Annotated in this window: 13 protein-coding genes; 4 read left to right on the forward strand and 9 right to left on the reverse strand. The window is 73.2% G+C overall.

Features of this window, described 5'->3' with window-relative positions; genetic code table 11:
* Window positions 1-171: 171 nt before the first annotated feature.
* Window positions 172-936, forward strand: a complete 765-nt coding sequence (locus G5C65_RS02625) for a class I SAM-dependent methyltransferase (RefSeq protein ID WP_165296926.1) — start codon at window positions 172-174, stop codon at window positions 934-936.
* A gap of 30 nt (window positions 937-966) precedes the next feature.
* Here the strand turns inward: G5C65_RS02625 and ggt are convergent, their stop codons facing one another.
* On the reverse strand, window positions 967-2,859 hold the full coding sequence (gene ggt, locus G5C65_RS02630; protein WP_165296927.1) for a gamma-glutamyltransferase: 1,893 nt from the start codon (window positions 2,857-2,859) through the stop codon (window positions 967-969).
* Window positions 2,860-3,030: 171 nt separating this feature from the next.
* Here ggt and G5C65_RS02635 point away from each other — a divergent pair, with 171 nt between their 5' ends.
* Window positions 3,031-3,795 (forward strand): hypothetical protein, encoded by a 765-nt coding sequence (locus G5C65_RS02635; protein WP_206441156.1) that lies wholly within the window; start codon window positions 3,031-3,033, stop codon window positions 3,793-3,795.
* Between the two features lie 17 nt (window positions 3,796-3,812).
* Here G5C65_RS02635 and G5C65_RS02640 read toward each other — a convergent pair whose 3' ends face one another.
* The 4 genes from G5C65_RS02640 to G5C65_RS02655 are packed head-to-tail and all read right to left on the reverse strand — an operon-like array spanning window position 3,813 to window position 7,027.
* Entirely contained in the window at window positions 3,813-4,700 is an 888-nt protein-coding gene (locus tag G5C65_RS02640; RefSeq protein ID WP_165296928.1) for an amino acid ABC transporter permease, read from the reverse strand.
* Window positions 4,697-5,341 carry an amino acid ABC transporter permease gene (locus tag G5C65_RS02645; protein WP_165296929.1) on the reverse strand — a complete coding sequence of 215 codons (645 nt, stop codon included), beginning with the start codon at window positions 5,339-5,341 and terminating at the stop codon, window positions 4,697-4,699. The genes G5C65_RS02640 and G5C65_RS02645 overlap by 4 nt, the downstream gene beginning before the upstream one ends.
* An 8-nt stretch (window positions 5,342-5,349) precedes the next feature.
* Window positions 5,350-6,276 carry a glutamate ABC transporter substrate-binding protein gene (locus G5C65_RS02650; RefSeq protein WP_420903263.1) on the reverse strand — a complete coding sequence of 309 codons (927 nt, stop codon included), beginning with the start codon at window positions 6,274-6,276 and terminating at the stop codon, window positions 5,350-5,352.
* 13 nt (window positions 6,277-6,289) lie between these two features.
* On the reverse strand, window positions 6,290-7,027 hold the full coding sequence (locus G5C65_RS02655) for an amino acid ABC transporter ATP-binding protein (protein WP_165296930.1): 738 nt from the start codon (window positions 7,025-7,027) through the stop codon (window positions 6,290-6,292).
* 171 nt (window positions 7,028-7,198) lie between these two features.
* Here G5C65_RS02655 and G5C65_RS02660 point away from each other — a divergent pair, with 171 nt between their 5' ends.
* Window positions 7,199-7,966, forward strand: coding sequence for a GntR family transcriptional regulator (locus G5C65_RS02660; RefSeq protein ID WP_165296931.1), 768 nt, complete (start codon window positions 7,199-7,201; stop codon window positions 7,964-7,966).
* 177 nt (window positions 7,967-8,143) lie between these two features.
* On the opposite strand, the gene G5C65_RS02665 is transcribed toward G5C65_RS02660, so the two are convergent.
* The gene (locus G5C65_RS02665) at window positions 8,144-8,593 is read right to left on the reverse strand and encodes a DUF6278 family protein (RefSeq protein WP_165296932.1); all 450 of its coding nucleotides are present in this window, start codon (window positions 8,591-8,593) and stop codon (window positions 8,144-8,146) included.
* A 177-nt stretch (window positions 8,594-8,770) separates the two neighbouring features.
* Here G5C65_RS02665 and G5C65_RS02670 point away from each other — a divergent pair, with 177 nt between their 5' ends.
* Complete coding sequence (locus G5C65_RS02670) at window positions 8,771-10,597, forward strand: GDSL-type esterase/lipase family protein (protein ID WP_165296933.1); 1,827 nt, start codon at window positions 8,771-8,773, stop codon at window positions 10,595-10,597.
* 32 nt (window positions 10,598-10,629) lie between these two features.
* Here G5C65_RS02670 and G5C65_RS02675 read toward each other — a convergent pair whose 3' ends face one another.
* From G5C65_RS02675 to pcaC, 3 genes are all read right to left on the reverse strand, one after another.
* A complete protein-coding gene (locus tag G5C65_RS02675) occupies window positions 10,630-11,409 on the reverse strand; it encodes an exodeoxyribonuclease III (protein WP_165296934.1) in 780 nt (259 codons plus the stop codon).
* Between the two features lie 316 nt (window positions 11,410-11,725).
* Complete coding sequence (locus G5C65_RS02680) at window positions 11,726-12,382, reverse strand: MBL fold metallo-hydrolase (protein WP_165296940.1); 657 nt, start codon at window positions 12,380-12,382, stop codon at window positions 11,726-11,728.
* Window positions 12,383-12,395: 13 nt separating this feature from the next.
* Window positions 12,396-12,843: 4-carboxymuconolactone decarboxylase (pcaC, locus tag G5C65_RS02685; RefSeq protein ID WP_165296935.1), on the reverse strand; the 448-nt coding region annotated here is incomplete at its 5' end.

The raw sequence follows: 12,843 nt of genomic DNA on the forward strand, positions 1-12,843 counted from the left end.
GACCGTAAGTCCGCTATGCGCCCCTGGCAAGGGGACATACCCGAGGCGGGCCCCGGCCTCCCGCCGGGCGGCATGCGCACGGCTGGCCTGGGATCGTCTGGGCAGGGCGCGAGCGGCTCCGTACATTCGCTCGTACGCAGGACGCATGGACACTCGGTCAAGGAGATCCGGATGCCGGACGAACCCGCGGAACCGGAGCAGCCGGCCGCCGACCCCGCCGCCATCATGGCCGCCGTCGACTTCGACGCCTTCTACCAAGGAAAGCCCCCCGTCAAGGGCCTGGAGATGGACCTCGGCGCCCCGCCGTGGGTGATCGGCGAGCCCCAGCCCGCGCTGGTCGGCCTGGAGAGCACGGGCGCCTTCCGCGGCGAGGTGCTGGACGCGGGCTGCGGCACGGGCGACAACGCGCTCTTCCTCGCAGCGCGCGGCCACCGCGTCACCGGGGTGGACGCCTCGCCCACCGCGCTCAAACAGGCCAGGATCTCGGCCCGGGACCGCAAGGCGGACGTCGCGTTCGTCGAGTCCGACGCCACCCGGCTGGACGAGCTGGCGTCCGGCCGGTTCGGCTCGGTGCTCGACATGGGCCTGTACCACGGGCTCACCGACGAGCAGCGGGACGCGTACGCCCGCGCCCTGCACCGGGTCACCCGGCCCGGCGCAGGGCTGCATCTGTTCGCGACGGCCGCCGTGCCGGGGCCCGGGATCCCGGTTCCGCCGCCGCTGCGCCGGGAGTCGTTCCGGGAGCGGCTGGGAGCGCACTGGCAGATCCGGCTGATCCGGCTGACACGCTGCACCACGGCCATGACCCGCGAGTCCATGCTCGGCGCACGGGACCTGATCGCCGCGCTGGGCGGGCCGGACCCTGATGACATGGAGTACGACGGGAGGGGGCGCGCCACCGCGCCGTTCTGGTACGTCCACGCCGCCAGGCTGTGACGCGGCCCCCCTCCCGTGCTGGGAGGGAGCTCAGTGCGCGGGGCGGACGACCATCGCCGAGCCGCCTCCTCTCCGCTCCCGTTCGGCGGCGGCACGCCAGCGCCCGTCGTCCAGCCGCCGCACCGCCGTGGCCGCGCCGATCTCCCCGCTCTCGCGGAACCGGTGCCCGAGCGCCTCCAGCCGGCCCCGCACCGGGCTGTCCAGCAGCCCCGGCTCGGCGTCGGTGCGCTCGGTGTTGCGCTGGCTGGCGCGGGGCGCGGCGATGGCGTCCACCAGGGGCATGCCCCGGTCCAGATGGTTGGTGAGGGTCTGCAGCACCGTGGTGATGATCGTGGCGCCCCCGGGCGACCCCAGGGCCAGCCGCGGCGCGCCGTCCTTCAGCACGATCGTCGGCGCCATGGACGAGCGGGGCCGCTTGCCGGGGCCCGGCAGGTTCGGGTCGGGCACCCCGGGCGCGGCGGGGGTGAAGGAGAAGTCGGTGAGCTCGTTGTTGAGCAGGAAGCCGCGTCCGGGGACGGTGATCCCGCTGCCGCCGGTCTGCTCGATGGTGAGGGTGTAGGCGACGACGTTGCCCCACTTGTCGGCGACCGTGAGGTGTGTGGTGTTGGGCCCCTCGTACGTCGTCGGCGCGGGCGTGCCGCCGCGGGCGCAGTCCTCCGGGTGGCGGGGGTCGCCGGGCGCCACGGGCGCTGTGAGCGCGCGCCCGTCGTCGATCAGGCATGCGCGCGCGTCCGCGAACCGCTGGGACAGCAGCTCCTTCGTCGGCACGTCCTGCCGGGCCGGGTCTCCCACCCAGCGGCCCCGGTCGGCGAACGCGAGCTTGCTCGCCTCCAGATAGCGGTGCAGATACCGCTTCTCGCCCATCCCCCGCAGGTCGCTCCGCTCCAGGATGTTCAGCGCCTCGCCGACGGTCGTCCCGCCGGAGGAGGACGGCGCCATGCCGTACACGTCGAGTCCGCGGTAGGTCACCTTGCTCGGCGCCTGCACGCGGGTGCGGTAGGTGCGCAGGTCCCGGGTCGTCATGTCGCCGGGCCGCACCGTGCGGCCCGCGTCCGGTGCGACGGGCGGCTTGCGGACGGTGCGGACGACGTCCCGGGCGAGCTTGCCCCGGTAGAAGGCGCCCGCGCCCTTGCGGGCCAGCTCCCGGTACGTACGGGCCAGGTCGGGGTTCTTCAGGGTGGAGCCGACGGCGGGCGGCTTGCCGCCGGGCAGGAACAGCTCGGCGGTGGCCGGGAAGTCCCGGAACCGCTCCGCGTTGTCGGCGGTCTGCCGGCGGAACGTCTCATCGACGGTGAAGCCCTTGCGGGCGAGGCGGGTGGCGGGCCGCAGCGCTTGCCGCAGCGGCTGCTTCCCCCACATCCGCAGAGCCCGCTCCCAGGTGGCGGGCGTGCCGGGGGTGCCGACGCCGAGCCCGCTGGTGACGGCCTCGGCGAACGGGATCGGCTCGCCGTCCTCGGTGAGCAGGTCCTCGCCGGCGCTGCGGGGCGCCGTCTCCCGGCCGTCGAGGGTGCGGACCGTGTGGGCGCGGGCGTCGTAGTAGACGAGGTAGCCGCCGCCGCCCACGCCGGCGGAGTAGGGCTCGGTGACGCCGAGCGCGGCGGCGGTGGCGACGGCGGCGTCCACGGCGTTGCCCCCGCGCCGGAGCGTCTCGATCCCGGCGGCGGAGGCGTCGGGGTCCACGCTGGAGACGGCGCCGCCGTAGCCGGTGGCCACGGGCGACTTGGCGGGGGCCCCGGCGGGCGTCCCGGCAGGAGGCCCGCTCCCGCTGCCCCGCGCGGGGGCCGCTGCCGTGAGCGCGGCGACGGCGGCGAGCGCCGTGACCCCGGCGAGCCCGGCGCACACGCGGCGGCGCACGCGGCGCGTCCGGCCTGCGGGGGCGGCGCCCCCGCCCCCTCTCCCCCGGCGGAAGCTCGGTGCGGCCATGGAGACCTCCTGTGTGACACAGCGGCGGCGGACCCGCGCAGCCTAACCGCGCGCCCGTGGCGCGAAAAGTACGGCGCAACGCGGGAAACCCGCACCATTCGACCGGTCCGCGAGGCCCCGTCGCGTACCCCGGGCGCCAGGGGCGCCCGGAAGGGCCTACGGTGCCGCCCCATGGATGAGAACCTGCGCGAGATTCTCCTCGGCCTCCTGGTCGCCGGAATCACGGCCACCCTCGGCTGGTTCGCCCGGACGTATCTGTGGCGCCGGAAGCTGCGGCGCAAGCAGCGCTTCTTCGGCCTGCCCGCCCACTCCGAGTGCCTGCTGGTCGTCAACCGGGACCCGGCGTCGACCGAGTGGGCGGTGCAGCGCAACGACGTCTTCGCGCTGCTGGAGCTGTCGGCGCTCATCAAAGACTGCGGGGCGCACTCGGATGTCGTCGCGCACGACGCCGCTCAGCAGGGGTTCGGGGAGCGCACGGAGTTCTGCCTGGGCGGGCCCACCTCCAACCGGCGGATGGCGGCGCATCTGCAGTCGCTGCTCCCCGGCGTCCGGGCCAACATGGACCGGGAGCCGGGCCCGGACCGCGGCATGTTCACGATCGGCGAGGAGAGCTACCGGATGCAGAAGGGCACCGCCGAGCATGTGCTGCTGGCCCGCCTCACCGCCGGGCAGAACGGCGACATCCGGCCGGTGTTCCTCTTCTGCGGGCAGCGCGGCATCACCAACCAGGCCGCCGCGCGCTACCTGGCCCGGCACCATGCCAGGCTGGCCCGCAAGTACGGGCAGAACGGCAACTTCTGCCTGCTGCTGAAGGTGGTCAACTCGCAGGCGTACGGCCCGGATGTCGTCGAGCTGATCGACGACGTGACGCGTGCCGCGACGACGCCGCCCGCGCCGACGAACAACGGCGGCCGCAGAGGCTCCCACCGGGCGTAGTCGCGTGCTCCAGGGCCCTAACGGACTCCCGGCGCCCCCGGCATCGTGGAGCCCGCCTCCGGCGGGGCGACGGCGACGGCCTCCGTCTTGACGCTGCGCCGCTCGCGCCGGGCGACCCAGGTCGCGAACCAGGACAGCAGCATGCACATGCCGATGTAGATCGCCGAGACCACGATCACCACCGGGATGAACGGCATCGTGTAGTCCATGTTGACCGCGATCAGCCGTCCGGCGTGCAGGAACTCCTGGTAGGTGATGAGGAAGCCGAGCGAGGTGTCCTTCAGGGCGACCACGAGCTGGCTGATGATCGTCGGCAGCATGGCCCGCACCGCCTGCGGCACCAGCACGTGCACCATCACCTGGGTCTTGCGCAGCCCCAGCGCGTACGCGGCCTCGCGCTGGCCCCGGTCGACAGACGTGACGCCGGTGCGGAAGACCTCCGCGAGCACCGAGCCGTTGTACAGCGTCAGCCCGGCGACCAGCGCCGGCAGCGGCTGGACCTCCAGCGCGACGAAGATGAAGAAGATCATCACCAGCACCGGCATCGCCCGGAAGAACTCCACCAGCAGGGTGCTCACCCAGCGGACCGGGGCGTGCTCCGAGAGGCGGCCCGCCGCCAGCACCGCGCCCAGCGCGAGCGAGAGGACGGCGGCGAGAGCGAACGCCTTGAGCGTGTTGCCGAGCCCGCGCAGCAGCAGCTCCTGGATGCCCTCGTAGAGGAACGGCCGCCACTTCACGGACGAGAACTGGCCCATGTCGACAAGGAGATGGAGCACCCAGGCGACCAGCGCCGCCAGGGCGAGCGCCGTGGCGACCCCGTAGCCGACATGGCGGGCCCGCGCCCGGGGCCCGGGGATGTCGTAGAGGGCGGAGGCGGAGGTCCGCGAGGAGCGGTGTGCGGTCATCGGGCGACTCCCCAGCGCCGCTCCATCGCGTGGAAGAGCGCGCTGATCGCGAGGGTGAGGATCAGATAGCCCAGCGCGATCCACAGGAAGGACCAAAGGACGCTGTAGCCGTTCTCGTTGAGGGTCTTGTACGTGCTCAGCAGCTCGGTGACGCTGAACGAGCCCGCGATGGCGGAGTTCTTGGCGAGGGCGATCAGGGTGGATCCGATGGGCGGGATGACGGTGCGGAACGCCTGCGGCAGCACCACAGCGCCGAGCGTCTGCCCGAAGTTCATGCCCAGGCTGCGCGCGGCCTCGCCCTGTCCGACGGGCACGGTGTTGATGCCGGAGCGCACCGCCTCGCAGATGAACGAGGAGGTGTAGCAGCCCAGCGCCAGCACCGCGAACAGCTCGAAGGGCAGCGCCACCCCGAACCGCGGCAGACCCAGCAGCATCGCGAAGAACAGCAGGGTGAGGGGCGTGTTGCGCAGCACCGTCACCCAGACGGTGCCGACCGAGCGCAGCGCGCCGACCGGAGCCACCCGGAAGGCCGCCATGAGCACGCCGAGCGCGAGGGCGAGCAGCGAGGAGTAGACCGTCAGCCGGATGGTGCCGAGGAAGCCCTCGCCGTAGAGCGAGAAGTTGTCTGTGAGGACGTTCATGGGAGCTCTCAGCTCGTCAGGGAGCGGTCGATGCGCGGGGGCTCGGGCGCTGGTACACCGGAGAGGCCGAGTGTGACGTCGTAGGCGCGCTTCCAGTCGCCGTTCCGCTCGCGGGCGGCCAGCGCGGTGTCGAGCGCGCGGGCCAGCGCCTTGTCGGACTTGGGCACCCCGACGCCGTACGGTTCGTCGGAGAAGGCCCTGCCGACCACCTTGAGCTTCCCGGGATCCTTGGCGGCGTAGCCGAGCAGGATGGTGTCGTCGGTGGTGACGGCGTCGACCTGGTCGTTGAGGAGGTTGTCGACGCAGATCGCGTAGCTGTCGTAGGCGACGGCGTCGGCCTCCGGGTAGTCGGCCTCGATGCGCTGCAGCGGGGTGGAGCCGACGGCCGAGCACACCTTCCGGCCCGCCAGGTTCCGCGGCCCTGTGATGTCCCGCTCGCCGCGCCGGACGAGCAGCTTCTGCCCCGCGGTGTAGTACGGCCCGGCGAAGCCGACGAGCTTCTTGCGCCCTTCGTTGATGGTGTAGGTGCCGACGTAGTAGTCGACCTGGCCGTTCTGCAGCGCGGTTTCGCGGTTGGCCGAGGCGATGGGCCGGTAGCGGATGTCCCTGCGGGGGTCGAAGCCGAGGGAGGCGGCCAGCATCCGGGCGATCTCGATGTCGAAGCCGGAGTAGGCGCCGGTGGCGGGGTTCATCTCGCCCATGCCGGGCTGGTCCTCCTTGACGCCGATGGTGAGGCGGCCGCGCTCGCGCGCCGCCCGCCAGGTGGGCGAGGAGGGCAGGGAGAAGCGGGAGTCGACGGCGTAGCGGGGCGGCTCGCCGGGCCGGGGGCCGCGCAGCGGCGGGCTGCCGGACCTGCCGCAGCCGGTGGCGCCCAGTGCGGCGGCGCTCAGCGCCAGGGCGCACAGCAGTGCGCCGGAACGGAATCGGAGTCGCACGGCTCGCTCTCCCTCAGTGCTTGAGGATCTTGGAGAGGAAGTCCTTCGCGCGGTCGCTCTGCGGCGCCGTGAAGAAGTCCTCCGGGGTGCGGTCCTCGACGATCTGGCCGTCGGCCATGAACACCACGCGGTTGGCCGCGGACCGTGCGAACCCCATCTCGTGGGTGACGACGACCATCGTCATGCCGTCCCGCGCCAGCTGCTGCATGACCTCCAGCACCTCGCTGATCATCTCCGGGTCGAGCGCGGAGGTCGGCTCGTCGAAGAGGAGGGCCTGGGGGTCCATGGCGAGGGCCCGCGCGATGGCCACACGCTGCTGCTGGCCGCCGGACAGCTGCGCGGGGTACTTGGCGGCCTGGTCGGCGAGTCCCACCCGTTCGAGGAGTTCCCGGGCGCGCCGCTCGGCCTCATCCTTGTTCTTCCTGCGGACCTTGAGCGGCGCGAGCATCACGTTCGCCAGCACCGTCTTGTGCGCGAAGAGATTGAAGGACTGGAACACCATGCCGACCTCGGTACGCAGCCTGGCCAGCTCCCGGCCCTCGGCGGGCAGCGGCCGCCCGGCCAGCGTGATGGTGCCGGACTCGACCGTCTCCAGCCGGTTGACGGTCCGGCACAGCGTCGACTTGCCGGATCCGGAGGGGCCGATGACGACGACCACTTCGCCCCGTCCGACGGTGAGGTTGATGTCCCGGAGCACATGCAGGGAGCCGTAGTGCTTGTTGACCCCGCGCAGCTCGATCAGCGGTTCCATAGAAAAGGGAAAATATCCGCATCATCAGGTCAATTCCGGGATGACACGCAGCACCCGCATACAACACGAAAGAGGCGCTCTTCTGAGCCTAGGTACGAAGGAAGCCCCTGGGTACCTAGCCTGCTTGCCTGTCAGACAGGTTGGGGAGCCATGGGGAAAGAGGAACCCGGGATGGGAGACACGGGTGACACCAGGCCGGTCTATCAGCGGATCGCCGACGATCTGCGGCGGCAGATCGACGAGGGGACGCTCACCGTCGGAGCCCGTATCCCCTCCCGCTCCGAGCTGAAACGGGCCTACGAGGCAAGCGACCAGACGGTGGACCGCGCCGTACGCGTGCTGAAGTCCGCCGGGTACGCCGAAGGCCAGTTCGGGCGCGGGGTCTTCGTCGCGGACCGGGCCCCGGTCGGCACGCTGCTGCGCTCGACCGGGGCCGTGGACTCCCCCTTCGCCGCGCGGATCGCGGCCCTGGGCAGGGAGACCGGCTCGGCGGTGGTGTGGGAGGCGACCTCCTCGACGGCGCCGGTGCCGGAGCGGATCGCGCGGCGGCTGGGCATCGAGCCGGAGGCGCGCGGCGTGTGCACCCAGTACGAGTATCTGGCCGACCGCCGCCCGGTGCAGCTGGCCACCAGCTGGGAGCCGCTGGAGATCACGGAGGGCACGGATGTGGTGTTCCCGGAGCGCGGCCCGTACGCGCGCCGGGGCGTACGGGGGCGGCTGGCCGCCATCGGGATCCGGGTGGTGCGCGCCGTGGAACTGGTGGGGGCGCGTCCCGCGACCAGTCCGGAGGCGGAGTCGCTGGGCTGTTCGCCCGGCCAGTGTGTGACGGCGGTGGAGCGCACGCACTACGACGCGGACAACCGGGCCGTGGAGACCTCCGACATCGTGGTACGGGCCGACCGCTGGCGCCTGGAGTACGGCATCACCTTCACCGCCTGAAGGTGCGGGGCCCACCAAGTGCGCCCCGCAGGGGCGCGGGGAACTGCGCGAGCAACCACGAGAGCGCGGCAGCCGGCGACGAGTGCCAAGCGCTGCCGGGCTGCCGAGCGCGCCACCATCGTGGCCGGGTGCGCAGTTCCCCGCGCCGCTGCGGGCGCCCGGAGAGCGTACGGGGCGTCAGTCCTCGCTGGCCTCCGCGTACAGTTGCGACAGCTCGGGGGAGCCGCTCTCCGCCCAGCTCGCGCCGGCAGCCAGCACGTCCACGTCCCTCCCGGAGGGCAGCCGCACCACCGGCTGTCCGTCCGGCCACTGCCGCCACCGCGCCCCCGCGACCGTCCGTACGATCACCGTGCCCAGATAGAGCCCCGCGTCGGTGCCGAGCCAGGAGGCGGTGTCCAGGTCGTGGGGGTCCTCCCGCCAGTCCGGCAGGAGTTGGTCGAGCGCGGTCAAGGACTCGACGCTGTCGTCGAGTTCGACCCCCGCGCCGCCCGCCCGCTCCCGCAGCAGCTCGCACTCGGAGAGCAGCTGCGTCGCGCCGTCGGGGTCGCTGGACACCGCGCTGCCCGGCGCGGTGTCCTCCGCCCCGCCGAACCGTCTGCGCCAGTTGTCCAGAAAAGGGATGTGCATACGTCTCAGCGTGTCATCCGGACCGCCGCGCCACCACAGGGCACGCTGCGCGTGCCGCTACGTGCTGTGCCGCGTTGGACACCTTGACGCCAGGTGAGCGCCTCTCTAGTTTCACCGGGCCTCGGTCGAATCCGGGGCGCGCACCGGTGTGTTGCCGTCCCATGAGAGGTCAGTCGCGTGCAGAGACGTTCGTGCATCCGCTCCTTCACCGTCCTGGTGGCCGCCACAGCGCTGGCGGTCCCCGCCCTGACCGGCGCCGCCTCCGCGCGGGAGCGCGGTCCGGACGGCGCGCCGTCCGAGCCCCAGCCCCTCGCCCGGCTGTTCGACAACCGTGCGGTGAGCGACGACGCGCGGCCGGGCTCCGCCGACTTCGACGGCGCGGGCCGCTCGCTGTCGGCGCAGGACCTGCGTGCCGCGGGCTGGCGTCCCGGCGCCCGCCTCGCGCTCGACGGCGCGGCCCTGCGCTGGCCGGACCGCCGCCCCGGCCAGGCGGACAACGTACGCGCCGACGGGCAGCTCGTGCGGCTGCGCGGACGCGGGAACGCCGTCTCCTTCCTGGTCGCGGCCACCTCGCCGGACGGCGCTGCGGGGCCCGTACGCGGCACCGGCACCGTGCGCTACGCGGACGGCTCGCGCAGCACCTACGACCTCGCGGCCGAGGACTGGCGCGGCGGCGGACTCGCCACCAAGGCCCTCGCGCTCCCGCACATCAACACCCGGGACGGCGGCCGGCTCACCGAGCAGGCGAAGCTGTACGCCGTGACGGTGCCGGTCACCCGCGGCCGAACCGTCTCCTCGGTCGAGCTCCCCCGCGACCCGGGCCCGCTCTCGGACCTCCATGTCTTCGCCGCCGGCGTCCGCGGGGAGGCCGCGGGCTGGACCGGCACCTGGTCGGCGAGCACCGGCGGCTACGCGGACACCGGCGGCTGGCGGGACCAGACGCTGCGGCTCGTCGTCCACACCTCGGCAGGCGGCTCCCGGGCCCGGGTGCGGCTGGCGAACACCTTCGCCGCGTCCCCCGTACGGATCGGCCACGCCTCGGTCGCCGTCCAGCGGCAGGGCGCGGCGGCCCGGGGCAAGCCGGTGCCGCTCACCTTCGGCGGGCGCGCCGGCACCCGGATCCCGGCGGGCGCGGAGGCGTTCAGCGACCCCGTCGGCTTCGAGGTGCCGCCGGACGCCAATCTGCTGGTCAGCATCCACCTGCCGGATCCGGTGCGGGCCGCGCCGGTGCACAGCAAGGCGATCCAGCGCTCGTATCTGAGCACGGCCGGCAGCGGCGACCGCACCGCCGAGCGGGGCGGCGGCTCCTTCACCGGCTCGCTGTCGACGTGGCCGTTCCTCACCGGCATCGACGTGCGGGGCGAGCCCGGTTCCGTGGTCGCGCTCGGCGACTCGATCACGGACGGCGTGCGCTCGACACAGGGCGCGAACCGGCGCTGGCCGGACGTCCTGGCGCGGCGGCTCCAGGGACAGCGGGACGTGCCGCGCTACGGCGTCCTCAACCACGGGATCTCCGCGAACCGCGTCACCTCCGACCGCTATCCCGGCGACGGGGTCTCCACGGACACCGCCGGGGTCAGCGCGCGGAACCGGCTGGAGCGGGACGTGCTGGGCCAGACGAGCGCCCGTACCGTCGTCCTGTTCGAGGGCATCAACGACGTGCGGTGGGGCGCCTCTTCGAGCGAGGTGATCGCCGGGATGCGGGACATCGCCGCGCGGGCGCGGGAGCGCGGGCTGCGGGTGGTCGCGGCCACGGTGACGCCGTGCGGGGGCTACCACGACTGCACGGCGGAAGTGGACCGCAAGCGGCGGGAGGTGAACGCGTTCGTCCGGCAGAGCGGGGGCGCCTTCGACGCGGTGCTGGACTTCGACGCGGTGGTGCGGGACCCGGCGGCGCCGGAGCGGATGCGCGCCGCCTACGACTCCGGCGACCATCTGCACCCCGGCGACACCGGGTTGAAGGCCCTCGCGGACTCCATCGACCTGCGCGAGCTCACTCCCTGACCTGAGCGAGGGGACGCCCCGCCGGAGGGGGCCTACACGTCGACGTCGACGACCACCGGGGCGTGGTCCGAGGCGCCCTTGCCCTTGCGGGCCTCCCGGTCGACGTACGCGTCCTGGACCGCCGCGTCGAAGCCCGCGTTGCCGTAGACGAGGTCGATCCGCATGCCCTTGTTCTTGGGGAAGCCGAGCTGGCGGTAGTCCCAGTAGGTGAACGGGACGTCGTACTTCAGGGCGCGCGGGTAGACCTCCTTCAGGCCCGACTTCTCCAGGGCCGCGAGCGCGGCGCGCTCCGCGGGCGTCACATGGGTGGCGCCGTCGAACAGGGCGATGTCCCACACGTCCTGGTCGGTGGGCGCGATGTTGTAGTCCCCCAGGATCGCGAAGGGGGACGGGGAGGGCGCCGAGGACGCGGCCGTCTCCTTCAGCGCCGCCAGCCACTCCAGCTTGTACGCGTAGTGCGGGTGGTCGACCTCGCGGCCGTTGGGGACGTACACCGACCAGACGCGGACGCCGCCGCACGTCGCCGCCGCGGCGCGGGCCTCGACCACCCCCTCGTACTCCGGCGCGTCCGGCAGCGCGGTGGCCGGGTCCGCGATGCCGACCCGGGAGAGCACCGCGACGCCGTTCCACCGGCCGCCCGCGCTCACCACCGACTCGTACCCGAGCTCTCGCAGCGGCTCCTGGGGGAAGGCGTCGGCGGCGACCTTCAGCTCCTGGAGGCAGAGCACGTCCGGCTGGGCCGACGCGAGCCAGTCCAGCAGCCTCGGCAGCCGCGCGGTGATCGAGTTGATGTTCCAAGTGGCGATACGCATGTTCGTCCTTGTCGAGGGAAGCGGGCTCAACCCCCCGAGGCCGCGCCCGGCCGGGGGTCCGGGGGTCGCCCCCCGGAAAACACCGTCAGGTGGCGATACGCATGTTCGTCCTTGTCGAAGCGAGCGGGCTCAGCCTCCGAGGCCGCGCCCGGCCGGGGGTCCGGGGGTTGCCCCCCGGAGAACACCGTCAGGTGGCGATACGCATGTTCGTCCTTCTCGAAGCGAGCGGGCTCACCCCCCGAAGCCACACCCGGCCGGGGGTCCGGGGGTCGCCCCCCGGAAAACACCGTCAGGTGGCGATACGCATGGACGGACCTTATCGGGAGGGACCGACACTGACGCTCTCGCCCACCGCCAGGTGGGCGTGGTCCGTGCCGCCCGTGCCGGGGCCGCCCGGACCGAGCTGGCGCTCGAAGAAGCCGACGCCGATGTCGCTCAGCAGCCCGTCGTGGATGTCGTACGCGCGCTGCGGCCGGACCTCGCGGACGTAGTCGAGGACCTCGGAGAACTTGTTCCAGGGCGCCTGCACCGGGAGCAGCAGCGTCTCGACAGGGCGCTCGGGGACGGTGAGGGCGTCGCCCGGATGGAAGACGCTGCCGTCCACCACGAAGCCCACGTTGGTGACGCGGGGGACGTCCGGGTGGATGACGGCGTGCAGCTCCCCGTGCACCTCCACCGCGAAGCCCGCCGCCTCGAAGGTGTCGCCGTGCCCGACCGTGTGGACGCGGCCCGGGAACGCCGCGGCGATCTGGTCGGCAACGCTGCGCAGGGTCCAGATCTCGGCCGCCGGGTTGGCCTCCATGGCGACGCGCAGCCGGGCCTCGTCGAAGTGGTCGGGGTGCTCGTGGGTGACGAGCAGCGCGTCGGCGCCCAGCGCCGCGTCCGGCTCGCTGAAGACTCCGGGGTCGATGACGAGGGTGCGCCCGTCCTCGGCGAGGCGTACACAGGCGTGGCCCTTCTTGATCAGTTCCATGCCGGACATTCTCCTACTCCTCCGGTGTTGTTTCCTCCCGGATCACCCGCTGCGCCGCGGCGAACGCGGAGTTCGCCGCGGGCAGGCCGCAGTACACCCCGGTGTGCAGCAGCACTTCCTTGATCTCGTCCGGGGTGAGGCCGTTGCGCAGCGCGGCGCGGGTGTGGAAGGCGAGTTCGTCGGTGTGGCCGCGGGCGGCCAGCGCGGTGAGGGTGACCACCGAGCGGGTGCGCCGGTCGATGCCCGGCCGCGTCCACACCTCGCCCCAGGCGTAGCGGGTGAGGAAGTGCTGGAAGTCGTCGGTGAAGTCGTCGGCCGCCTGTGTGGCCCGGTCCACATGGGCGTCGCCGAGGACCTCGCGGCGAACCCGCATCCCCCGCTCGAAGGGGCCCCCGGCCCCGTCCGCGCCGCCGCTCCCGGCCTCCTCGCGCCGGGCCGCGGCGCCCGCCGCGGACTCCAGC

The sequence above is a fragment of the Streptomyces boncukensis genome (assembly GCF_011045075.1).
GTDB lineage: Bacteria > Actinomycetota > Actinomycetes > Streptomycetales > Streptomycetaceae > Streptomyces > Streptomyces boncukensis.